Here is a 23,107-nt window from a genome sequence, read left to right on the forward strand (position 1 = left end):
TTTTTTTTTTTTGTGTTGTATTGGTTTTCTCTTTTTTGCCGTGTTTGTGGGGGGGGGGGGGGGCGGGTGTGGGGGGGGGGGCGGCCGCGGCGGGCGCCCCCCCCCCCCCCACTCCCGGTCAAACGCGGGTTCCTGCTTGCGTGAGCTGGCCTATTTGCGTGAGCCGGCGTCGGCCAGCCGGATGAAGGTCACAGAGCTGGGCTCGAAGGTGTAGGTGAACTTCGGCCCTGCGCCGTTGAAAACGCTCGCCGCGGAGGCGAGGTTCTGCCCGTCCGCAGTCTCGGTGAGCGTCGTTACGGCAGCGCTGGCCGCGATGTTGGCCGCGCCGGTGACGTTGAGGTCTACGGGCGTCCGCTCCGTCGAGGTGTTGACCACCTTGACGATGGTGTCGCCCGACTGTGCGTCCTTGGTGACCACGGAGTAGATGGGATCAGCCGGAGTATCGTCCACGGTGCCCCACAGGACGTTGTCCAGGTACAGCTTCGCGGTGCGCCCGGCGACCTCGATGCGGATGTCGTATTCATGTCCGGTTTCGATGACCGTGTTCTTTTCCAGGACGTTTGTCTTGGCGCCGTTGACGGCCTTCTCGACGACAGACTTCGAGTTGTTCCAGCCGCCCAGGTTCCACCAGAAGTAGTTTCCGGTGTCCTTGACGCCGAAGGAGACCAGGAAGCCTTCGGAGCCGGCCAGCTTGGTGGCCTTGGTGCTCAGCGTGTAGTTGCTCCACTCCGGGCTTCCGGCGGTGACCATGGTGTTCTGGGCGGTGGTGCTTGACTGCACGTAGGCACCGTCCCGAATGGACCAGGAGCCGGTGCCGTTGCCGGTCCAAGCCGCAGCCGTTCCCGAGAAGTCATCGCTGAACAGGGTGGCGCCGTCGTGGCCTGTCACCTTGACGTTGTCGTAACGGGCGGAGGTGGCCCAGGTGGACAGGCCGATCTTGCCGGCAATGGGCGCCACGGTCGAGGCCGGGTTCTCCTGCGTGCTCGGCACCACATGCGTGCCGACGTTGTTCATGAACAGCTTCTGGACCTCGTAGTTGGGGGTGGTCCGGATCGAGGTTCCGTTGAAGAACATCATGTCCGGGCTCCACTGCGTGTTGGCCTCATTTGCGATCAGCGGGGCGTAGGACGCCATCTTGACGACGTCTGCGTTCCGTTCGAGACCTGTCATGTAGGAGGCTTCCGCGAGGGCGTTGACGGGCTTGTTGCCCTGGGAGGCGTACTCGCCCAGGAAGACCTTATAGCTGTTGCGGCTGTAGGAGTCGTACCGGTGGTTGTTGTTCAGGAACCACTGCGGGGTGTTGTAGTAGTGCTCGTCGACGAAGTTCACGCCGGTCTGGGCATTGAATTGCGAGAGGTCGTCGAATTCCGGTCCCTGGCTGAACGGACCCGTGTTTCCGATGATCTTGATCTCGGGGTGGGCCGCCCTGACGGCGTTGTAGAACTGGGTGAAGTATGCCTTGAATTCGGGCTTGTATTCCTCGTTGCCCAGGCTGATCCGCTCAAGTTTGTACGGTGCCGGATGGCCGTATGCGATGCGTTTTGCACCCCATTCAGTGCTGGCATCGCCGTTCGCGAATTCGATGAGGTCGAGCGTGTCCTGGATATAGCGGTCAAGGGTGGCCTGATCGGGAGCGGACTTGTTGTCGCCGCATCCCGTAACGCCAACGGGAACTACCGGCACAGGGACTGCGCCCATATCCTCTGCCCACTGGAAGTACTCCATGTAGCCGAGGCCGTAGGTCTGGTTGTAGCCCCAGAAGTTCCGGTTCGCCGGCCGCTGCTCCACCGGGCCGATGGTGTCTTTCCACTGGTAGGTGCGGGCGCGCGTGTAATTGGGGGCTGAGTAGGTGTCGTAGCTTCCGGTGTTGACGATGCAGCCACCCGGGAAGCGCAGGAAGCCGGGGTTCAGGGCCGCGATCTTTTCGGCGAGGTCCTTACGAAGGCCGTTTGCCCGGCCGTTCCACGTGTCCTGCGGAAACAGCGAAATCATGTCGAGCCGGACCGTTCCGGTTCCCTGAACGACTGTCGCCAGCCTGCCCGCCCCGGTGGACGACTTGGGCGACATCGTCACATCGTACTTGGCCCACTTGTCGCCCTTGATTTTCACCGTGGCGATGTCCAGGCGGGTGCCTTCCGGTGTCTCCAGCGTGACAGCAAGGCTGCTGCCGGCAGGGTTGGAAGTCCGCGCCCAGACTGAGTAGCTGTATTTCTTGTGTGCCTCGAGCTTCTGCCCGGCGTTCCAGCCGCTGTTGCGGACGCCGACCCCCGCGGCGCCGCCGGCGCCTGCACTGGTGGCGTCGATCTGCAGGTAGTTCCGGTTGTTCTCGTTCAGGCGATTGCCGTCATTGACGACGACGACTGTTCCGTCGCTGCCCCGCCGCAGGGTTTCCCAAGCGGTCATGGGCGTGTAGGTGCGGTTGTCCCCCGAGTTGAATTCAAACGACCGGTTCTGGACAAGTTCGGCGTAGATGCCGCCGTCGGCGCCCTGGTTGATGTCCTCGTAGAAGGCCCCGTACATGGTCGGATCGATCGAAGGTCCCGCCTCGGCGGCGTTGATGTTGATGGTTCGGTTCGTTGCCGGCTCTGCATTGGCGCCCAGCGCCGGGGTCAGCGACAGCACCGCTGCTGCCAATGATCCGGCAAGCGCCATGGTGCAGGCCCGCTTTGCGGGACTCGGGGATTTTGATGGCATGGAAGAGATGGCCTTTCTCCATTGAACGGTCCGCCGGCTCGCCGGCGCAGCTCAGGCAGGGCGGCCGCCGACAGTTTCGCGGGATGCAATTCCGTCCTCGGGCGTGGCCGCCGGTGAATGGGTGACAAAGCTGTTAACGCTAACAAAATGCGCGTCGGGAAAAGTATTGGACATCTTTGCGGCGTTGTAAAGAGCCTTGACAATAGCCGCGTGGGGATCGACGCTCGTGATGCGCAAGTCACCAATTTATGACCCGGCACTACTTGACGGCGTGTTTTGTTAGCGTTCACAATGGGTCGCAGAGCGCATCAGCTCACTTGCAGCAATGGCGGTGTTCGAGGTCTCCCGCCTGCATGTAACTACGCTTCCGGGAGGATGTTGTGTTTAAGAAATCCCTAATTGCGGTTGCCGCCGCATCGATGCTCACCCTGACTGCCTGCGGGGGAACCGGCAGTGCTGCCGGCAACGCCGCAGGCAGTGACAAGATCACCATGGGCTTTGCCCAGGTCGGCGCCGAAAGCGGGTGGCGCACCGCCAACACCAAGTCCGTACAGGAATCGGCCAAGAAGGCCGGGGTCGACCTGAAGTTCTCAGATGCCCAGCAGAAGCAGGAGAACCAGATCAAGGCGATCCGCTCCTACATCCAGCAGAAAGTCGATGTCATTGCGTTCTCCCCTGTGGTGGAGTCCGGTTGGGACACGGTGCTGAAGGAAGCCAAGACGGCGAAGATTCCCGTCATCCTCACCGACCGGGCGGTGGACTCGTCGGACAAGACCCTGTACAAGACGTTCCTCGGTTCCGACTTCGTTGAAGAGGGCAAGAAGGCAGGGGCCTGGGTCGTGGAGGACTCCAAGGCAGCCTCCGACACGGTCAACATCGTCGAAATTCAGGGCACCACCGGATCCGCGCCGGCGAACGACCGGAAGGAAGGATTCGAGGAGGCCATCAAGGCCAATCCGAAGCTGAAGATCATCGCGTCGCAGAGCGGGGACTTCACCCGGAGCGGCGGCAAGCAGGTCATGGAGGCTTTCCTCAAGAATAACCCGGACATCGACGTTGTCTTCGCCCACAATGACGACGAGGGGCTGGGTGCCATCGAGGCCATCGAAGCGGCCGGCAAAGTTCCCGGCAAGGACATCAAGATCGTCACCATTGACGCGGTGAAGGACGGCATGACCGCGCTGAGCAGCGGCAAGATCAACTACATCGTTGAATGCAGCCCGATGCTCGGCGACCAGCTCATGGACCTTGCGAAGAAGGTCATTGCCGGCGAGAGCGTTCCGGAACGCGTCGTCACCGAGGAGACGGCCTTCACGCAGGAGCAGGCCAAGCAGGTTCTTGCCAGCCGCCCGTACTGAACCACGGCGCCCCTGAACGTCCGTGCGGCGGCGGATCCCCCCCCCCGCACGGCACACCAATCACAGAAAAGACACGAGGATGAACGAAATCGTTCCGGTCGTCGAGATGACCGACATAGCTATTGGATTTCCAGGAGTTAAGGCGCTCGACGGAGTCAACTTCCGCCTCTTCCAAGGTGAAGTTCACGCCCTCATGGGAGAGAACGGCGCTGGCAAGTCCACCCTGATCAAGGCCCTGACAGGCGTGTACGCCATTGATTCCGGCACGATAACCGTACTCGGCGAGCACCAGCAGTTCTCGACGCCCGCCGCATCACAGGCAGCGGGCATCAGCACCGTCTACCAGGAGGTCAACCTCTGCCCCAACCTGACCGTTGAAGAAAACGTGCTGCTGGGACGCGAGCCGCGCCGCCGCGGTTCCATTGACTGGAAGGGCGTACGGTCCAGGACCCGTGAGGTCCTCGCAGAACTGCACCTGAACCATGTTGATCCCGGATCCCTGCTCTCCTCTCACTCCATCGCGGTCCAGCAACTCATCGCCATTGCCAGGTCGGTGGAGATCAACGCCAAGGTCCTCATCCTGGATGAACCAACGTCGAGCCTGGACGCCGACGAAGTCAAGCAGCTCTTCCGCGTGATCCGGGACCTGCGGGACCGCGGAGTAGCCATTCTCTTTGTCTCCCACTTCCTCGAGCAGGTCTACGAGATCTCCGACCGCATGACGGTGCTCCGCAACGGCAAGCTCGTGGGCGAATACCTGACCCGCGACCTCTCCCGCATGGGCCTCATTTCCAAGATGATCGGCAAGGAAATGGAGGCTCTCGCGGAGCTGGACCAGGCACCGGCCCGGACACGTGCCAGGACAGGCTCCGGGGTGACGCCGTTCGTTGAGGCCCGCGGACTCGGGAGGAAGGGATCGGTTTCGATTGTGGACCTCTCCATCTACCCCGGGGAGGTCGTGGGCCTCGCAGGCCTGCTGGGAGCAGGCCGGACCGAGATCGCCCGGCTCCTTTTCGGCGCCGACAAGGCCGATGAAGGCTCCATAAAGGTTAAGGGCGTCAGCCAAAAGATCCGCTCCCCGCGGACCGCCATCGATAAGCGCATCGGGTTTTGCTCCGAGGACCGCAAAGAAGAAGGCCTCATCGGAGACTTGTCCGTCCGCGACAATCTCATGCTGGCCATGCAGGCCAGCAAAGGCTGGGCACGCCGCATTCCGCGCCGTGTCCAGGACGAGCTCGTCGCCGAATACATCGCAACCCTCGACATCCGGCCGGCGAACCCCGACGCGCTGATCCGCAACCTCAGCGGCGGGAACCAGCAGAAGGTACTGCTCGCCCGCTGGCTGATCACATCCCCTGAGCTGCTGATCCTCGACGAGCCGACCAGGGGAATCGACATCGGGGCGAAGACCCAGATCCAAAAACTCGTCAACAAACTCGCGACCGAAGGGATGTCCATCCTCTTCATCTCCTCGGAGCTCGAAGAAGTCCTGCGCCTGAGCGACCGCGTCGCCGTCATCAAGGACAGGGAAATGGTCGCTGAAATTCAGAACGACGGCGTCTCAGTGGAAGACGTCATGACGGTCATCGCCGGAGGTACGCAGTGAAATCCCTTATGCAGAACCGCCTTGCCTGGCCGGTAATCGCGCTGGCAGCGCTCGTGCTGCTGAACCAGGTTTTCCGGCCTGACTTCCTGAGCCTGAGGATGCAGGACGGACACCTCTACGGCAGCATCATCGACATCATGCGCAACGGCGCCCCCACCATCCTCATCGCGCTGGGAATGACCCTCGTCATCGCCACCCGGGGCATAGACCTCTCTGTCGGCGCGGTCGTGGCCATCGCCGGAGCGGCATCGTGCGCCTACATCGCCGCTTCCCCGGAGCCTGCCTCGCCGGTTACGGCAGCCATGGCAGTTCTCATCGCGGTGTCTGCGGGGCTTCTCCTGGGTGCATGGAACGGGTTCCTGGTCTCGACGGTCGGTGTGCAGCCGATCATTGCGACCCTGGTGCTGATGACCGCCGGAAGGGGCATAGCCCAGCTCATCACCGGCGGCCAGATCGTCTCCGTCTCGAATGACTCCTACAAGTCAATCGGCGCCGGGTACCTGTTCACGCTTCCCATCTCCATCCTGATCACCGCTGCAGTCTTCCTCGTGGCGGCCGTCCTCACCCGGCGCACGGCGCTGGGAACCCTGATCGAAGCCGTGGGCATCAACCCGGTGGCCAGCCGCCTCGCCGGGCTCCGCTCGCGGAACATCATCTGGATCGTTTACGTCTTCAGCGCAGTGTGCGCCGCAATCGCCGGCCTGATGATCAGCTCCAACGTCACCGCGGCCGACGCCAACAATGCCGGGCTTTACATCGAAATGGACGCGATCCTCGCCGTCGTCATCGGCGGCACGTCACTCGCCGGCGGGCGTTACACCCTGGCAGGGACGGTGATCGGGGCCTTCATCATCCAGACCCTGACCACCACCGTCTACACTCTCGGAATCCCGCCGGAAGTGACTTTGGTTTTCAAAGCCCTCGTCGTCATTACCGTTTGTCTCCTGCAGGCACCCAAGGCCCGGAACCTGTTGAGGAGCCTCAAAGCCGCACCCAACCCCGGCACCAAGGAAAAGGTCGCAATCTGATGTCTTCCCTGTCCACCCTCACGCCACTGACCGTCAAGGAACCGTCGCCGCTCCGCAGCCGCATGCGCGGAGGCGCCCGCTACGCGCCGACCCTTGCGACCTTGGGGCTCTTCATCGCCATGTTCGCCGTGGGTGCCGGAATGTACCCGAGCTTCCTCTCCGGCCAGGTGTTCCTGAACCTCTTCATCGACAACACGTTCCTGATCGTGCTCGCCGTCGGCATGACGTTCGTGATCCTGACAGGGGGCATCGACCTGTCAGTCGGCGCCGTCGTCGCACTGTCCATGATGGTCAGCGCCACACTTCTCCAGCAGGGCTGGAATCCGTCCGCCGTCATCCTCCTGGTCCTGGTGATCGGTGGCGGCCTGGGCCTCCTCATGGGACTGATCATCCAGTACTTTGACATTCAGCCCTTCATCGTCACCCTCGCCGGCATGTTCCTCGCCCGCGGCCTCTGCTACGTCATCAGCCTCGACTCGATCCCCGTCACCGAGGGATTCTTCACCAGCGTTGCCCAGGCCCAGATCCCGCTTCCCGGCGACCTCTTCGTCTCGCCCGGTGTAGTTCTTGCCCTAGCCATCGTCGCCGCAGCCTTCTTCGTCCTCCACCACACGCGCTTTGGCCGGACCGTCTACGCCATCGGCGGCAACGAGCACTCGGCAATGCTCATGGGGCTGCCGGTCACGAGGACAAAAATCCTGGTCTACGCACTCAGCGGCCTCTGCTCCGCCGTCGCCGGAGTTCTGTTCTCCTTCTACAGCCTCTCCGGCTACAGCCTCGCAGCACAGGGAATGGAGCTTGATGCCATCGCCGCCGTCGTCATCGGCGGCACCCTGCTGACGGGCGGAACGGGCTACGTCCTTGGATCCGTCGTGGGAGTCCTCGTGCTGGGAATCGTCCAGACATTCATCGCCTACGACGGAACACTGAGTTCCTGGTGGACCAAGATCGTCATCGGCGGCCTGCTCCTCGTCTTCATCCTGCTGCAGCGGCTCTTCGCCAGGAAGACGGCCTAACAGGCCAGGTGCCGCCAGTTCCGCACTCCCCTTAACCACCGATTCATCAATGAGTCCTCTCTCCGCGCGCGCGGCCTCCCGCCTCCGATGAGGCGCGCCCGCGCCCGCCCGGGGAAGGAAATCCAGGAAGGACGCTTCACCATGAATGATCCCCTCAACCGGCAGTTTTCGCGCCGCTCGTTCCTCGGCTCCGGAACCGCCGCGGCCGCCACCGTAATACTGGCCGGCGCCGGTGCCGGCACGCTGATGACGGCCCCTGCCTCCGCCGCAGCCCCCGCACCATCGACGCCGGTAATCAACCCCGTCGTTTCGCAGCGGGCGGACCCGTGGCTCATGAAGCACACCGACGGCAGGTACTACTTCACCGGATCCGTGCCGGAATACGACCGGATCATCCTCCGCTCTTCATCCACCATTTCCGGGCTGGGCGGCTCCGCTGAGGCTGTGGTGTGGACCCGGCCTGCAACCGGGACGATGGGCGGCTACATCTGGGCTCCGGAGCTGCACCACTTTGACGGGAAGTGGCACATCTACTTCGCCGCCGGCGACAGCGATGATGTTTTCCGGGTGCGGATCTACGTGATATCCACGGCCGCCGCGGACCCGACCACCGCTGCGTGGGAACCACCGGTACGGGTGTACACGCATGCAGACACGTTCTCCCTGGATGCCACCACGTTCGAGCACGCGGGCACGCGGTACCTGCTGTGGGCGCAGAGCGATACCGGCGTGAATTCGAGCCTGTTCATCGCCTCCATGTCATCTCCCTCCACCCTGTCCAGCGCACCGGTGCGCATCGCCGTCCCCACGCTGGCCTGGGAAACCAAGGGGTACAAAGTCAACGAAGGGCCTGCCGTGATCAAGCGGAACGGCCGGATCTTTGCAACCTTCTCCGCCAGCGCGACCGACTCCAACTACTGCATGGGCCTCCTCACTGCGGACGAAAACGCGGACCTGCTCGATGCGGCGTCGTGGACGAAGACCCCGACGCCGGTATTCGGCACATCTGAGGGGTCAAAGCAGTACGGACCCGGGCATAACTCCTTCACAGTGGACGAAGCGGGCAATGACGTTCTCGTGTACCACGCCAGGTCCTACCGCGACCCGATCGGCAACCCCCTCTTTGACCCCAACAGGCATGCCCGCGTTCAGCGTCTGCACTGGAAGGCAGACGGAACACCCGATTTCGGCGTTCCCGTGGGCGACGGCGAACTCCCAGTCAGGCTGGAGTCCGCCGCTGCCCCGGGCGCCTACCTCGTTCACGACGGGACAACCGTCACGGCCTCGTCAGCGCCGGCACTGGGAGCGTCCCAGTTCCGCATTGCGCCCGGCTTTGCCAAGAAGAACTCTGTGGTCATCGAACCTGTCCTGACCAAGGGACGTTACCTTCGGGTCCAGGGCTCAAGTGTCGCAATCGCGTCCACCGACGGATCGTCGTCGGGGTTCATCCAGCGGGGCGGACTTTCGGATCCGGCCGGAGTCTCCTTTGAGTCAGTCGATGTCCCCGGCTCCTATCTCCTGCTCCGGCAGGGCGTCCTCACCCTGGCGAAAGCCGGCAAGAACGACAGGGCCGCGGCCACCTTCTTCCAGAGCACGTAGCCGCACGGCACGGTTGCAGTCAGCATCCCCGCAGGGCCCGGCAGGCTTCCCAGCTGCCGGGCCCTGCGTGTACCAACTCAAAGAAGTGTGCCGCCAAAGAAGTGCGGCCGCGCCAGCCACCGCTCCCCCGGGCTCAGTGCGCGGCGTGTGGCGGCGCAGTGGTGGAGCGAACCACAAGCCTGGGGTTGACCACCGACGATGCACCCGAATGACCGTTGGCCATATCGAAAAGGAGCATTTGCATGCAGCGGGCCCCGAGTTCCTTGAAACCCTGGTTGACGGTGGTCAGGGGCGGCACAAGGTAGGCGGCCTCGGGCTGGTCGTCGTAGCCAACAAGGCTGATGTCCTGCGGGACGCGCAGCCCGGCTTCGCTGAAGGCGCGCAGGGCTCCGAGTGCCATCTGGTCGTTGGCGGCGAACAGCGCGGTGACGTTTCCTGCGGCCGCAAGTTCAAGCCCGGCGCGGTAGCCGCTCTCGGCGCTCCAGTCGCCGCGGATCAGCACGGAGTCGTCCAGTTCCGCCTGCGCGAGGGTGCGGCGCCAGCCGTCTATGCGGGCGGCGGCGTCAATCCAGTCCGGCGGCCCGGAGACGTGCGCGATGGCTGTGTGGCCCAGGTCCACAAGGTGCTGCACGGCTAGGGTGGCGCCCATCCGCTGGTTCACCGCGGCGACGCTCAGCCGCTCATCGACGCCGAAACCCACTGCGACCAGCGGGACGGCCATGCTGATGGTGCTGAGCGATTCGAACATGGCCTCGTGCGGAACAATCACCACGATGCCGTCCACTGACTGCATCATGAAGTATTCGAGGGCGTCCTTGATCGCCACGGGCGTGACTTCACTGAGGCTGGCCACGCTCACGAAGTAGCCCTTGTCCCGGGCTGCCTGCTGCACTCCGAGCAGCGTATTGGCGGGCCCGTAATGGGACATGTCGCTGCCCAGGACGCCGATGGTCTGGGACCGCCGGGTGACCAGGCTGCGCGCTGCGGTGTTCCGGCGGTAGCCCAGGTCCCGGATGGCCTGCTCGACGCGTTCACGGGTCTGGGCGCTGACGTTGGGATGCGCATTGAGGACCCGCGAGACGGTCTGGTGCGAGACGCCGGCCAGTTTGGCCACGTCCTCCATCACGGGAGGACGCCTGATCTCTGATCCTACCGACATTCCCCCTCCTTAGTTAGCGCTAACAATCAGCTTACCAGCCAAGGCAAAGATCAGGCTGCGGGAATATTCGGGGGCTCAGCCAAGGGCGGAGGTGCTCCGCCGCACCACCAGTTCGGCAGCCACCACGGTGCTGCTGACGCTGTCGCCGTCCTCGATGGCGGTGAGCATGAGGTCAATGCAGCGCCGGCCCAGTTCCTCGAAGTCCTGGCGGACGGTGGTGAGCGGCGGGGTGAAGTAGCCCGATTCCGGTTGGTCATCGAACCCGACGACGGAGACGTCGTCGGGCACGCGGACGCCTGCCTCATTGAACGCGCGCAGCAGGCCCAGCGCCATCTGGTCGTTGCCCACGAAAATGGCCGTGGCCGTGCGTTCGGCGGCCAGCTTCCTGCCAATCTCGTAACCGCTGCCGGCACTCCAGTCGCCGGTCATCAGGAGGTCGTCCTCAAGGCCCGCGGCCCGCAGGGCGGCGCTCCAGGCCTCGGCCCTCGCCACGCCGTCGATCCAGTCCTGCGGTCCGGCGACGTGACCGATCCGCCGGTGGCCCAGTTCAATCAGATGCCCGACGGCGAGTTCGGCCCCCCGGGTCTGGTCCACCATGGCGCCGCTCACGGCGTCGTTTCCCAGCGACCCCACCGCCACCACCGGCACGCCGACTTGCAGTTCCGCGAGGGCGAGCAGCGTGTCGGAATGCGGCACGCTCACCACGATGCCGTCGACGGACTGGTCCATGAAGTGCCTGACGGCATCGAAGATCGCCTCGCGGCTGACGGACTTCAGTGCCGCGATGCTGACAAAGTAGCCGGCGTTCCGGGCCGCCTGTTCAACCCCCAGCAGCGTGTTGGCCGGGCCGAACTGGGAGAGTTCGCTGGCCAGGACACCGATGGTCTGGGACCGGCGCGTGACCAGGCTCCGGGCCGCGGTGTTGCGCCGGTAACCCAGCTCGGCAACGGCCGCCTCCACCCGCTCGCGCGTCGCTTTGCTGACATTGGGGTGGTTGTTGATCACCCTGGACACGGTCTGGTGCGAGACGCCGGCGCGCTCCGCCACGTCCTCAAGCCGCGGCAGCCGCGCGTTGCTTTTAGTCATGGGGCTATTCTGCGCGACGCCGCGCCGCAACACGAATGCCGCACGCCCGCCAAGCGCAGGGACGCAAAAAAGTCCCCGGCTCCTGTCGCCAGGAACCGGGGACTTTCCACTCTTCGCTAAAAGAGTGGGCCCTGTGGGGATCGAACCCACGACCCACGGATTAAAAGTCCGATGCTCTACCAACTGAGCTAAAGGCCCAAACTGACTGTCGAAATGCCTGCCGCAACGGCCTGCACAGCGGGTGTCAGCTCCAGTCCATTTCTGGACGTTAATACTGTACCCCAGTCCGGGGGTGACTTTTCGCACGGGGCCTTCCGCCGCCGTCGTCCGGGTCACTTCACGGACCGGCGACGGCGGAAACCGCGCGACTCCGCGGAACAAAGGCTCCGGAAGCGCGCTCGATTACCGCACGGACCAGGAGTAGCGTGGGAGCATGAGCGAGAAAGCAGGAACCAGCGGCCCGGGCGGGGCGGAGCGGCACCACAAACCAAAGCCTTTTGCGCCCATTGATTTCGAGCCATTCGCAGGCGGTGCGGATCCGGCGCGCGTGTCCGAAGCGGCACACCTCGCTGCCCAGGCGCTGGTGCGCCACGGGCGGGACAGCGACGATCCCGTCATCACCAAACGCCTGGTGAAGCTCGCCGACGAACAGGGTCTGGAAGCCATCGCAGAGATGTGGGCCGAGAGCCCTGCCCGTTCACTTCCAGGTGCGCTGTGGCGGCTGTATGCACTCCGCGCGGCGACAGTCCAGGACCCGGAGCGCATCTCCGTGTACTTCAAGGCGGGCAAGGACACGGCACAGGTGTCCAACGTGGTTGCCGGCGCGGCCGAACCGCCCGGCGCCGACGAAATGAAGACCATGGCTGATGCGATTCTGTCCGGCGCGTTCGACGGCGACTTCGACGTCGCGCTGGAGCGTTCGGCCGCGTTCTGCCGCGTGGTTGCGCTGGGACAGGCCACGCTCGCGGACGGCGCCGACCACAGCAACGAGGTCCACGCCCGCAAGCTGACGCGCAACTCCCACCTCCTGGTGAAGACCGCCGAGGACCTCGAACATGCCGCCAACGCCTGGCGGCTGGGCGAGCTTGACTGACCCATTGGGGCCGATCTGTCAATGTTGACTTGGCAGGATCAAAGTAGAACACTGAAACTGGTGCCGAACCGCGAAACCCCCGGGCTTCAAAATTTAGCCGCCTAGAGCGGCCTACCGCCGAGAGGCGTATCCGGTTCGGCACCATTTTCATGCCCGGTTGCCGGTGCCGGTAAAGTACTGACTAGCTGCGGGGGCGCGACGTCAAGTCACACGATCCGCAGTGCCCAGCCCTGACGATCCTCCGGAGACCGGTACTAATGAAGCTGCGCCTTTTTCCGCAGGAGCCCGCCGGGCTGAACCTTCTCTCACAGCTGGCACGGCAGATCGTCCTGGCCAGCGCCACCATGGCGGAGATCTTGGGAGCACCGGCCACTGAGCATCACCGGCTGGTCGAGGACATGCACAACCACGAGGCCAAGTCCGCCGAGCTGCACTTCGCCCTCCTGACCCACATGCGCACCAGCTTCGTGAACCCGCTGCCCCGCGAGGACATGTACAGCCTCTCCCTGTGCCTCAACGAAGCAATCGAGAAGCTGGACGCCGCAGCCGAACTCGTGGCGCTCTACAAGCTGGACCGGCTTCCGAAACGGGCCGCCGACCAGCTGGAAATCATCAGCCGCCAGGCCGAGCTCACCGCTGATGCCATGCGGCGGCTCAACAACCTCGATGACCTTGAGGACTACTGGATCGAGGTCCTCCGCCTGGCCAAGCGTGCCGAGCGGACGCACCGGATCTGGGTGGCGGACATGCTCAAGGACATGAAATCCACGCAGTACGCCCGGAACAGGGACATCGCCAACCAGCTCGTTGACGTCACCAAGGACATGCGGCGCATCGCCACCCAGGTAGGCAGCATCATCGTCAAGGAATCCTGACGTGACGCTGTTCATCTTCGCCCTGGTGGTGGCCCTGGCCGCCGCTTTTGCGTTCATCAACGGCTTCAGGGACGTGTCCACCTCGGTGGCCCTTGCCGTCCGCACCCGGGCGCTGACGCCCACGGTGGCCGTCCTGCTCGCGGCCGCCTTCAACTTCATCGGCGCCCTGCTCAGCGCCGGCCTGGCCGTGGCTATCAGCCAGACCTGGGTGACCCTCCCCCGCGGCGACAGCGGCCTGACCATCCTGGCGGCCGGACTGGCCAGCGCCTGCGTCTGGGGCCTGTTGCTGTGGTGGCGCGGCATCCCGTCGTCGTCCACGCATGCCCTGGTGGGCGGCCTGGCCGGTGCCGGCACCGCCAGCGTGGTGGTGGGCGGCAACTCCGTGGGCGGCGTGGACCAGTCACTGCTGTTCCAGGTGGTGCTGCCCTTGGTCTTCTCGCCGGTCATCGCCTTCATCGGCGCGTACCTGCTGGTCTTCCCGGTCACCTGGGCCGCACGGTATGCGCAGCCCAGCGTCATCAACAAGCGGTTCAGGACAGCACAGTCGATAGCCGCCGGGGCCGTCGCCTTCGGCCACGGGCTCCAGGACGGCCAGCGCATCAGCGCCGTCCTCCTCCTGGCCCTTTTGGCGGCCGGGTACAGCGGCGGAGGCTCGATCCCGGTCTGGGTGGCCATGCTGTCAGCCGTCATGATCGCCGTGGGCACGCTCTTTGGCGGCTGGCGGATTTCGCACACTGTCGGCTACCGGCTCACCCGGATTGACCCGCTGCGCGGCGTGGTGGCGCAGGGATTCAGCGCCATACTGCTGTTCCTCGGCGCCATCGGCCTGCACTGGCCCATTTCCACAACGCACACCGTGACGTCGGCTGTGCTCGGCGCGGGGGAAAACCAGAGTTTCGCCACGACGCACCGGAAACTCGTGACCCGGATCCTGTGCCTCTGGGTTCTTACGCCGGCCGCTACGGCGGCCGGCGCCTTCGTCCTTGAGCTCGCGCTGTCGCCGCTGATCACGACCTGACTCATCGCCTCGAGCTTGCGAGGCTAGGGCGGCGGCGGGGACTATCCGAAGCGGCCGGAGACGTAGTCTTCCGTGGCCTTCTGGCTCGGGTTGTTGAAGATGGTGCTGGTCTCGGCAAATTCGATCAGCTTGCCCGGCTTGCCGGTGCCGGCGATGTTGAAGAATGCCGTCTTGTCCGAAACGCGGGCGGCCTGCTGCATGTTGTGGGTCACGATCACCACCGTGTACTGGTCCTTGAGCTCGTTGATGAGGTCCTCAACGGCCAGGGTGGAGATCGGGTCCAGTGCCGAACACGGCTCGTCCATGAGGATTACCTGCGGTTCCACGGCGATGGCGCGGGCGATGCAGAGTCGCTGCTGCTGGCCACCGGAGAGGCCGGAGCCCGGCTTCTCGAGGCGGTCCTTGACCTCGTTCCACAGGTTGGCGCCCTGGAGGGACCGCTCCACGAGGGCATCGGCCTCGCCCTTGGACATCTTCTGGTTGTTCAGCTTCACACCGGCCAGCACGTTGTCCCGGATGGACATGGTGGGGAACGGGTTGGGCCGCTGGAAGACCATGCCGATCTGGGAGCGGACCGTGACGGGGTCAACGCCGGGGCCGTATAGGTTGTCGCCGTCGAGAAGCACTTCGCCCTCGACGCGGGCGCCCGGAAGGACCTCGTGCATGCGGTTGAGCGTCCGCAGGAAGGTGGACTTGCCGCAGCCGGAGGGGCCGATGAACGCCGTGACGGACTTGGCTTCGATGTTGATGCTGACGTCTTCGACAGCCAGGAAGCTGCCGTAGTACACGTTCAGGTCTTTGACGTCGATGCGCTTGGACATGAGGTTCCTTTAACTTGCTGGTATGGATTGAGTCTAGATCCCGGCTGTTCGTTCCGGAACGGCCGGTGACCTGCCTAGCGCCCGGTCTTGGGGGCGAAAATCCTGGCGATCAGGCGGGCCCCGAGGTTCAGGAGCATCACCAGGATGATGAGGACCAGGGCGGCGCCCCAGGCCCGCTGCGAGGACGGGTCCGGGTTGGACGGCGAGGTCGGGTTCAGAATCTGGGTGTAAATGAACGTGGGCAGGGAGGCCATCCAGCCGCCGAACACGTTGTTGTTGATGCTGGTGGCGAACCCGGCGGTCACCAGGATGGGTGCGGTTTCGCCGATCACGCGGGCGATCGCCAGGGTGACACCGGACGCGATGCCGGAGATCGCCGTCGGAATGACCACCTTGAGGATGGTCCGCCATTTGCGGACGCCCAGGGCGTAGGCCGCCTCGCGGAGTTCGTTGGGGACGATCTTCAGCATTTCCTCGCTGGAGCGGACCACCACCGGGATCATCAGCACGGAAAGCGCGACGGCGGCGACGGCGCCGGTTTTGGTGCCGGGCCCCACCACCGCGAAGAAGAAGGCGGCGGCAAAGAGGCCGGCCACGATGGACGGGATGCCGGTCATGACGTCCACGAAGAACGTGATGGCGCGGGCCAGCGGGCGGTCGTTGCCGTATTCGACGAGGTAGATCGCGGTGAGCAGGCCGACCGGCACGGAGATGACCGTAGCCAGGAGGGTGATCTGGACCGTGCCGAGGAGCGCGTGGTAAATGCCGCCGAGGACCGGTCCGCCTCCTTCGGCGGCCCTGTTGTCAAAGACGCCGGTGACGCCGTTCATGGACGTGCCCAGGAACCCCGGCGTGATGATGCCCGGGATGCCGTTGACCAGGACGGTCCAGATGACGGAGATGAGCGGCAGGAGCGCGATGAGGAAGGATCCCACCACCAGGCAGGTGGCCAGCTTGTCCTTGGCCTTGCGTGCTCCTTCGACGGCGGCGCTCCAGCCCACCAGTCCGGCGGCGAAGAGGATGGCGGAGACGATTCCCCAGCCGAAGGCATTGAAGCCGATCAGCGCGAGGATGGCCGCGCCGAGGACCAGCGCTACGGCGAGGACCGCGTACGGGGCGAACTTGGGCAGCTGGCCCTTGGTCAGTGCCGACCTCTTGCGGGCCGGGGTAAGGGTGGAGGTCATTTAGTTGGCTCCCGAGAATTCTTTGTGCCGGCTGATGATCCAGCGTGCAACCATGTTCACGGCCAGGGTGATCACGAACAGGATCAGGCCGGCGGCGATCAGTGTGCTGACCTTCAGGCCGCTCGCCTCAGGGAAGTTCAGGGCGATCTCGGCGGCGATGGTCTGGTTGCCCGACTGGATCAGGCTGGCGGTGAGGGCGCCGGAGGAAAGTACCAGTGCAACGGCCATGGTCTCGCCGAGCGCGCGGCCGAGGCCCAGCATGACGGCGCTGACGATGCCCGGGCGGGCGAAGGGCAGGACGGCCATCTTGATCATTTCCCAGCGCGTGGCGCCGAGGGCCAGGGCGGCTTCCTCGTGCAGCTTGGGGGTCTGAAGGAAGATCTCGCGGGAGAGCGACGTGATGATCGGGAGCACCATGACGGACAGCACGATGCCTGCGGTCAGGATGGTCTTGCCCGTGGCCGACGCAGGACCGTGGAAGATGGGCAGCCAGCCCAAGTTGGCTGCGAGCCAGTCGTAGGCCGGCGCGATTTCCTTGGCCAGGAACGCTGCGCCCCAGGCGCCGTAGATGACGGACGGGATGGCGGCCAGCAGATCGACAACGTAGCCGAGGCCGGAGGCCAGCTTGCGCGGCGCGTAGTGCGAGATGAAGAGTGCGACTCCGATGGCGACCGGGGTGGCGATGACCAGCGCGATGACGGCGGCGATTAGCGTGCCTACGACGATCGGCCAGATGTAGGCGAAGAAGCCCTTGCCGCCCTGGATGTCGGCGGCCGGGGCCGTGAAGGCAGGAATTGCCTGGATGACGAGGAAGAGCGCAACGCCGAACAGCACGGCAAGTATCAGGCACCCTGCTGCCAGGGTGGCTCCGGAGAAGACTTTATCCCCGGCGCGGCCTGCGCCTCGGGAACTTGTCAGGGAGGTGGTGGTCATACCTGGCCCTTCGGTGTTGGTGTTGCGGAGGTGTTGAACATGGTGAAACCGCGCCTGACACGCCTAAGTTCCCCGCCCTGCCTTGCGGCTGGGCGGGGAACTTCAGCGTTCAGTTCAAACCTTACGACTTGACCTTGATGGACTCGATGGCCTTGGCAGCCTTCTCAGCCAGGGCTGCGGACAGCGGAGCCGACTTGGCGGACTCAGCGGCAGCCTTCTGGCCTTCCTCGGAGACTACGTACTTCTCGAAGGCCTTGACCAGGTCAACGGTTTCCTGCTTGGGGTAGGTGGTGCAGACCAGGTGGTAGGAAACCAGGACGACGGGGTAGGCGCCGGATTCGGTGGTGGTGCGGTCCAGCTTGATGGCACCGTCGCTGGTGGCGCGGCCTTCGACGGCCTTGCCGGCGTCAACAGCCTTGGAGGCGGCCTCGGGGGAGATCTTGACGAACTCGGAGCCGACCTTGATCTGGGCGGTGCCCAGCTTGCCGCCGACGGCGGAATCATCGGCGTAGGTCACGGCACCCGGGGTGTCGGTGACGGTCTTGACGACGCCGGACGTGCCCTTGGCGTTTTCGCCCTTCAGCGAAGCGGGCCAGATGCCGTCGGCCTTGTCCTTCCAGACGTCAGGCGCTGCGGCGGACAGGTATTCGGTGAAGTTCTTGGTGGTGCCGGAGTCGTCAGAGCGGCTGACCGGGGTGACCTTGAGGTCCGGAAGCTTGGCATCCGGGTTCAGGGCGACAATGGCGGGGTCGTTCCACTTGGCGATCTCGCCGCGGAAGAGCTTGGCGGCCGTGGTGGCGTCCAGCTTGAGGTCCATGACATCCGGAACGTTGAACGCGATAGCGATCGGGGAGATGTAGACCGGGATGTCGATGGCGCCTTCGGGACCGCACTTGGCCTTGGAGGCCGCGAGTTCCTCGTCCTTCAGGTAGGCGTCGGATCCGGCGAACTGTGCCGAGCCGTCGATGATGGCCTTGCGGCCTGCGCCGGAACCGTCCGGGGAGTACTGCACGGTGGCGCCCTGGTTTGCGGCGGCGAAGTTGGTCTTCCAGACGTCCATGGCTGCGCCCTGCGCAGAGGAGCCGATGCCGGTCAGGGTTCCGGTGACCTTGGTGCCGGCAGCGGACTGGGTGCCTGCGGGAGAGTTCGTGGCGTTGTCTGAACCGCACGCGGTGAGCGCGAGCGCGCCAACGGCGATGACAGCGATAGCCGCGTGGCGGCCGAAGCGGAGTGCCTTCACTGGGTGTACCCCTTCCAGGGTTTTCTGATGCGATCCGAACCGGAGACGTCCGGACAGGGGGATGCGTACTTTTTGTACCTTCAATGAAGGTATGGGCCGCAGGTAACGAGTGTTGGGGTCCAAGGTGAACGAAAGGTTAACGACGGCGGGACATTTGCTTACACCTGCAGGGTCACCATTGCGTTAGCTACGTCACAGTCGTAGTGGGCGCGGTTCCGGCGGCGCGTGACACGATGGGCTGCATGGAGACACCGGGGAAGCTTGACGCGCACCGCCTTGGCGAGGGGCCGCCGTCGGACGCTGACATCGATCTGTACCGCAGGCTCAGCAGCGACATCGCCGCCGGAGTGGCCGTGGTTTCCACGGTGCTGCGCAACCGGGATTACGCCGCGACCGTCAGCGCATTCCTCTCAGTTTCCTATGACCCGCCGACGCTGCTGGTCAGCCTCTATGCGGAATCGCGCATCGGGGAGGCGGTCGCAGAGGCAGGCACGTGGGCGCTGAGCCTGCTTCCTGCCAAGCACCAGGGCACCGCGAACTGGCTGGCCAGCCCCGGCATCCCGCTGCACGGGATGCTTGCGCAGGTTCCGTTCCGGCGCGGCCCGGCCACCGGAGCGGCGATCATCGACGGGTCGATCGCATACTTTGAGCTGCGGACCGCATCGGTTCATCCGGCCGCCACGCATCTGCTCGTCGTCGGAGAGGTGGTGGCGATGGGCAGCGACGCTGCGCCGTCAGAGGCCCAGGACCCGTTGCTGCACTTCGGTTCCGAGTTCCGCCGGCTGGCCCCGTAGACCCGCCGGAGAAGACCCCCGGAACTTGAGCCAAAATTGCGCCAACGTAACGGAGTCGCTGATTTTGTCGGTTCACCCTTGAGGCATAACCATCCAGGCGGGAACCCGGCATCCGTGAGAAGGAAAGAATCACAGGTTGCCCGCACGATTCTCAGGGGGGATCACATTGAGTATCAGTTCGAATCACTGCACCCACGGCGCCACGCGCCGGTCCCGGCACTATCTTGGTCATGGCCAGGCCTGCGGTGAGGGCCACCGGCATTGCACGTACAGCATTGGATACCGCGTGGGACCGGACCTCCTTTCCGGCCGGTGGTGTCGCCGCCGGCTGGTTGACGTACCTTCTCCTTGAGCTCAGCTAGCTCCTATCGCGGATGAACCGGTGGGACAGTCAAACCGTGGAGGGGTCCGTATTGGCGCCGCACAGGATAACGGCTACGCGTTCGCCGTCCGCCGGAACGTACGCCCCCGAGGTCAGCGCGGCATAGGCGGCCGCGGCACCGTGCTCCACCACCAAGCGGTACTCGGGCCACAGCAGCGAGCGCGCGGCGATGATCTCGTCGTCGGACACCAGCACGCTCTTCACGCCGGTTCGAACCGCCACCTTAGAGCCGATCTGTCCGATCCGCCGCGCCCCGAGTGAATCCGCGGCAATCCCCGAGACGGCCACGTCCACCGGGGCGCCCGCCTCGAGGGCAGCGTGCAGCGTGGGAGCGCTGGCGGGCTCCACGCCAACCACATTGGCCAGGCCTTCGACGGCGGCCGCGATCCCGGCCATCAAGCCCCCGCCGCCCACGGCCCCAAGCACGGTGTCCACGCCGCCCAGCTGTTCCAGGAGGACCCGGCGTGGTTCTCCGAGCTGTTCAACGTCAAGGTGCGCTACTCCGGCATGGCCATCGGGCTGCAGGTCGGCATCCTGTGCGCCGGCTTCACCCCGCTGCTGGGAACGGCCCTGGTGGGTGCCACCAAGGCCAACTGGGGTCCGGCAGCCTGGATCGTGGCCGCGTCCTCAGTGGGCCGCGTCCTCAGTGCTGGCGGTCGCCGGCGCACTCTGGGCCCGCGAAACCCACAAGACGCCGCTGCGCGAACTGGGCAACCCGGTCCGCTGACGCACCGGTGGCCGGCCACGCTCAACCACCGCAGCATCACGGGCGCCGGAGCCGGGCCAGCAGCGTGGCGGCGAGCAACGCCGTCGTAATTTCCAGGGCGACGATGGCCAGCAGTCCATCCGCCGCGGATCCGGCTACTCCTGCTGCCCGCAGGGCAGCAGTCCCGTGGATGTGGCCGGACGCCCCGCTGCCGGCGGCAGTACCACCCAAGAGCAAGGCGGCGTGCAGCACGGTCATCGCCAGCCCGCATGCCATCACCTGGCGAAGGGCGTCCACCCTGCCGTCGCGCCAAATGTGGACAGCGCAGGGCAGGCAGACTCCCACCATGGCGAGGATCAGCAGGTTCAGCCACAGCCCATGGTGGTTGCTCGCAACGAGCCAGAGGTGCACCAGGCAGGATGCCGCCGTCGCAGCCGCGACAACGCGGTAGTGGACAACGACGCGAGGGCGGAGGATGGGGCCGGCGGCACGGTCCCATCCCCGCAGGGCTGTCACGGCGCGGGCCTAGCCGTGGCAGTGTCCGCCGGTGGCCGGCTGCGATCCCGCCGGCACGTCCAGCACGGGGCTGCGGTCAAAGAATCCCTCGGGACGCAGCTTGAAGCCGACGGTGTCCACCGGCATGATTGGCCAGTCTTCGGTCCGAGGGAAGTGGGTGAGGCCGAAGGTGTGCCAGACGACAATGTCCTGCCCGTCGATGTCCCGGTCCTGGGCGACGTAGGCCGGCAGGCCCGCTCCCCCCGCGTGCTGGTTCACGAAGTCCCCGGTGGGGTAGCGCTCGCCTTCCGCGAAACGGGTGACCCAGAGGTCCTTCGTGGCGAACGCCGCGCGGCGGGCGATGGAGGAATCCGGGTCGGCGAGGAGCGTGGGCTGGCCCTGGGCGTGGAGCTTGTAGCCCACGGGTGCGCCGAGGCGGTTGCGCGAGTCCGGGTTGGAGATGACCCAGGTGCGGCCGTTGCGTGCGTCGGCCTCACGGACGCCGTCGGATTCCCGGGCCAGCAGGGTGCGCCGCCGCGAGAAGGCGTTGCCGCGTTCGTTGCCCGCGCCCATCGGCTCCCGGACGACGTCCTCTTCCTCGACGCGGTTGGTGAAGCCGTCGATGGCCATGTCCAGCCGCGCACTGAACAGGTGCTGGTGGAAGGGCGCCCCCAGCCCGAGGGCCAGCTGCGAAATATTGTCCGAGCCGTCCTCGGGGTAGGCGCTGGTGAACACGACGCCGGTAGCCTTGGCCTCGAACTCGATGGTGCCGTCGAGGTACAGGTACCAGTAGAAGCCGTAGTCGTAGTTGCCGATGGTCGTGAAGAAGGAGATCACCAGCCGGCGGTTCCGGCGCGTGTACGTGACGCCGGACCAGAGATCGCTGTGTTTGGCCAGGATGCCCCAGTCCTCCTCGTGCATGCAGATGCCGTTGCGGATTTGGCGCGGGTTGCCGAACGCGTCGCTGATCACCGGGCTGAGGTAGGTGATCTCGCCGAGGCAGTCGCAGCCCAGTTCGAGCGAGTTGGCGTACTGGCCCACGAGGTACTCCCCCGTGTCGAAGTAGTTCTGCCAGGACCTGACGGGTGACGGGTCGCCGTACGGAACCACCATTTCGGCGATGGAGGCGCGGTTGATGATGGGGCGCTTCCGCCCGCCGTCATGGAAGGCGATGTTGTGCAGCACCACGCCCTCGCGGACATCGAAGCCAACGTCCAGGCTCCACTTTTCCCACTCAACGTGGTTGCCGCCGGTGACCGTGAAGCTGGGCCCTTCGGGCTGGGTGATGCTGATGGGCTTCTGCGTGGTGCGGAGCGGGCCGGTGAGCTCCGGATCGGTGTAGTTGCCGTGCTCGCCGGGAACCGCGAAGGCGCCGGCGTCCAGCACCTGGGTGACTTCCTTCCCGACGACGTCGACGTAGGCCACCAGGCCGTCCACCGGATGCGCCCAGGCGCTGTCCTCGGGAAAGTCCTGCACGAAGGCCAGCCCGCGGAGGATGCGGCGGCCCCTCTCCTCCGGGTATTCGAAGACGCCGGCGGACAACGGGGCAACGCGGACCTTGCTGACGTCCAGGTTCCGGTCGGCGAGGGCCTTGAGCCACCGTTCGTCGGAGGCCAGCAGCTCCTCAACCACCTCGAACTCCTCCTCGAGAACGGGGAGTTCACCCGTCACGGCGGTGTCGAGTTCGACGGCGGAGGTCACCGTGCCGCCCGTGGCGGACACGGTGACATCAAGGGGCCGCCCGCCGGACACATCGTGGATAAACACGCGGAAACGCCGGTCCTCGGAGTCCGGAGCGGCGTCCCGGGCCGGATCGAGCAGGCCGAGGTACGCGATCCGCTTCTCCGGGCCGAGAAGTCCCCCGGCGCGCAGGATGGCCTGCACGCCGGTGATTTCAGCGCCCGTTGCCAGGCGGTACTGGGTGGCTGCGTCAGCTGGTGCGAGTGTCATGGGCGACCTTTGTCCGGGACCGTGTCCGGTCGGGATTTTTATTTTCTATAGTTGTAGAGAATAACCGTCC

General features: G+C 65.2%; 21 protein-coding genes and 1 tRNA gene. 10 read left to right on the forward strand and 12 right to left on the reverse strand.

The features are described from left to right. Window positions 1-150: 150 nt before the first annotated feature. Window positions 151-2,694 (reverse strand): alpha-L-arabinofuranosidase C-terminal domain-containing protein, encoded by a 2,544-nt coding sequence (locus ABFP37_RS09070; RefSeq protein WP_347033349.1) that lies wholly within the window; start codon window positions 2,692-2,694, stop codon window positions 151-153. Window positions 2,695-2,745: 51 nt separating this feature from the next. Continuing rightward, the gene (locus tag ABFP37_RS09075) at window positions 2,746-2,931 is read right to left on the reverse strand and encodes a hypothetical protein (RefSeq protein WP_347033350.1); all 186 of its coding nucleotides are present in this window, start codon (window positions 2,929-2,931) and stop codon (window positions 2,746-2,748) included. 182 nt (window positions 2,932-3,113) lie between these two features. Between ABFP37_RS09075 and ABFP37_RS09080 the strand changes: the two genes are divergently transcribed. The 5 genes from ABFP37_RS09080 to ABFP37_RS09100 all read left to right on the forward strand — a co-directional run bounded on the left by ABFP37_RS09080 (window position 3,114) and on the right by ABFP37_RS09100 (window position 9,301). Beyond that, window positions 3,114-4,052: an ABC transporter substrate-binding protein gene (locus tag ABFP37_RS09080; RefSeq protein ID WP_347033449.1), complete on the forward strand. Its 939-nt coding sequence runs from the start codon at window positions 3,114-3,116 to the stop codon at window positions 4,050-4,052. Between the two features lie 79 nt (window positions 4,053-4,131). Then, window positions 4,132-5,658 carry a sugar ABC transporter ATP-binding protein gene (locus tag ABFP37_RS09085; RefSeq protein ID WP_347033351.1) on the forward strand — a complete coding sequence of 509 codons (1,527 nt, stop codon included), beginning with the start codon at window positions 4,132-4,134 and terminating at the stop codon, window positions 5,656-5,658. Then, window positions 5,655-6,686, forward strand: coding sequence for an ABC transporter permease (locus ABFP37_RS09090; protein ID WP_139362720.1), 1,032 nt, complete (start codon window positions 5,655-5,657; stop codon window positions 6,684-6,686). The genes ABFP37_RS09085 and ABFP37_RS09090 overlap by 4 nt, the downstream gene beginning before the upstream one ends. Beyond that, window positions 6,686-7,702: a galactofuranose ABC transporter, permease protein YjfF gene (gene yjfF, locus ABFP37_RS09095; RefSeq protein WP_185982351.1), complete on the forward strand. Its 1,017-nt coding sequence runs from the start codon at window positions 6,686-6,688 to the stop codon at window positions 7,700-7,702. The genes ABFP37_RS09090 and yjfF overlap by 1 nt, the downstream gene beginning before the upstream one ends. 141 nt (window positions 7,703-7,843) lie before the next feature. Further along, the gene (locus ABFP37_RS09100; protein WP_347033352.1) at window positions 7,844-9,301 is read left to right on the forward strand and encodes a family 43 glycosylhydrolase; all 1,458 of its coding nucleotides are present in this window, start codon (window positions 7,844-7,846) and stop codon (window positions 9,299-9,301) included. 133 nt (window positions 9,302-9,434) lie between these two features. Here ABFP37_RS09100 and ABFP37_RS09105 read toward each other — a convergent pair whose 3' ends face one another. The 3 genes from ABFP37_RS09105 to ABFP37_RS09115 all read right to left on the reverse strand — a co-directional run bounded on the left by ABFP37_RS09105 (window position 9,435) and on the right by ABFP37_RS09115 (window position 11,744). Beyond that, window positions 9,435-10,460, reverse strand: coding sequence for a LacI family DNA-binding transcriptional regulator (locus ABFP37_RS09105; RefSeq protein WP_347033353.1), 1,026 nt, complete (start codon window positions 10,458-10,460; stop codon window positions 9,435-9,437). Window positions 10,461-10,535: 75 nt separating this feature from the next. Next, entirely contained in the window at window positions 10,536-11,546 is a 1,011-nt protein-coding gene (locus ABFP37_RS09110) for a LacI family DNA-binding transcriptional regulator (protein ID WP_347033354.1), read from the reverse strand. Window positions 11,547-11,671: 125 nt separating this feature from the next. After that, window positions 11,672-11,744, reverse strand: a tRNA-Lys gene (locus tag ABFP37_RS09115). 235 nt (window positions 11,745-11,979) lie between these two features. Between ABFP37_RS09115 and ABFP37_RS09120 the strand changes: the two genes are divergently transcribed. From ABFP37_RS09120 to ABFP37_RS09130, 3 genes are all read left to right on the forward strand, one after another. Further along, window positions 11,980-12,639, forward strand: a complete 660-nt coding sequence (locus ABFP37_RS09120) for a hypothetical protein (RefSeq protein ID WP_056631802.1) — start codon at window positions 11,980-11,982, stop codon at window positions 12,637-12,639. 257 nt (window positions 12,640-12,896) lie between these two features. After that, on the forward strand, window positions 12,897-13,514 hold the full coding sequence (locus ABFP37_RS09125) for a nuclease PIN (RefSeq protein WP_078027376.1): 618 nt from the start codon (window positions 12,897-12,899) through the stop codon (window positions 13,512-13,514). Window position 13,515: 1 nt separating this feature from the next. Continuing rightward, the gene (locus ABFP37_RS09130) at window positions 13,516-14,532 is read left to right on the forward strand and encodes an inorganic phosphate transporter (RefSeq protein ID WP_078027377.1); all 1,017 of its coding nucleotides are present in this window, start codon (window positions 13,516-13,518) and stop codon (window positions 14,530-14,532) included. A gap of 41 nt (window positions 14,533-14,573) precedes the next feature. Here ABFP37_RS09130 and pstB read toward each other — a convergent pair whose 3' ends face one another. The 4 genes from pstB to pstS all read right to left on the reverse strand — a co-directional run bounded on the left by pstB (window position 14,574) and on the right by pstS (window position 18,710). After that, the gene (gene pstB / locus ABFP37_RS09135) at window positions 14,574-15,353 is read right to left on the reverse strand and encodes a phosphate ABC transporter ATP-binding protein PstB (protein WP_078027378.1); all 780 of its coding nucleotides are present in this window, start codon (window positions 15,351-15,353) and stop codon (window positions 14,574-14,576) included. A gap of 74 nt (window positions 15,354-15,427) precedes the next feature. Further along, window positions 15,428-16,537, reverse strand: a complete 1,110-nt coding sequence (gene pstA / locus ABFP37_RS09140; RefSeq protein WP_078027379.1) for a phosphate ABC transporter permease PstA — start codon at window positions 16,535-16,537, stop codon at window positions 15,428-15,430. After that, entirely contained in the window at window positions 16,538-17,470 is a 933-nt protein-coding gene (pstC, locus tag ABFP37_RS09145; protein ID WP_078027380.1) for a phosphate ABC transporter permease subunit PstC, read from the reverse strand. A gap of 121 nt (window positions 17,471-17,591) precedes the next feature. Further along, on the reverse strand, window positions 17,592-18,710 hold the full coding sequence (gene pstS / locus ABFP37_RS09150) for a phosphate ABC transporter substrate-binding protein PstS (RefSeq protein ID WP_078027381.1): 1,119 nt from the start codon (window positions 18,708-18,710) through the stop codon (window positions 17,592-17,594). 242 nt (window positions 18,711-18,952) lie between these two features. On the opposite strand from pstS, the gene ABFP37_RS09155 reads away from it, so the two are divergent. Next, window positions 18,953-19,504, forward strand: coding sequence for a flavin reductase family protein (locus ABFP37_RS09155; RefSeq protein ID WP_347033355.1), 552 nt, complete (start codon window positions 18,953-18,955; stop codon window positions 19,502-19,504). Window positions 19,505-19,895: 391 nt separating this feature from the next. On the opposite strand, the gene ABFP37_RS09160 is transcribed toward ABFP37_RS09155, so the two are convergent. After that, complete coding sequence (locus tag ABFP37_RS09160; protein ID WP_347033450.1) at window positions 19,896-20,282, reverse strand: pyridoxal-phosphate dependent enzyme; 387 nt, start codon at window positions 20,280-20,282, stop codon at window positions 19,896-19,898. Here ABFP37_RS09160 and ABFP37_RS09165 point away from each other — a divergent pair. Continuing rightward, window positions 20,205-20,702: a hypothetical protein gene (locus ABFP37_RS09165; RefSeq protein WP_347033454.1), complete on the forward strand. Its 498-nt coding sequence runs from the start codon at window positions 20,205-20,207 to the stop codon at window positions 20,700-20,702. The genes ABFP37_RS09160 and ABFP37_RS09165 overlap by 78 nt on opposite strands. Here the strand turns inward: ABFP37_RS09165 and ABFP37_RS09170 are convergent. Both ABFP37_RS09170 and ABFP37_RS09175 read right to left on the reverse strand, forming a co-directional pair. Beyond that, complete coding sequence (locus tag ABFP37_RS09170) at window positions 20,650-21,108, reverse strand: hypothetical protein (protein WP_078027382.1); 459 nt, start codon at window positions 21,106-21,108, stop codon at window positions 20,650-20,652. The two genes, ABFP37_RS09165 and ABFP37_RS09170, sit on opposite strands and share 53 nt — an antisense overlap. Window positions 21,109-21,117: 9 nt before the next feature. After that, on the reverse strand, window positions 21,118-23,037 hold the full coding sequence (locus tag ABFP37_RS09175; protein ID WP_347033356.1) for a primary-amine oxidase: 1,920 nt from the start codon (window positions 23,035-23,037) through the stop codon (window positions 21,118-21,120). Between the last annotated feature and the right edge of the window lie 70 nt (window positions 23,038-23,107).

This window comes from Burkholderia sp. RS01 (assembly GCF_039748055.1).
Lineage (GTDB): Bacteria > Actinomycetota > Actinomycetes > Actinomycetales > Micrococcaceae > Arthrobacter.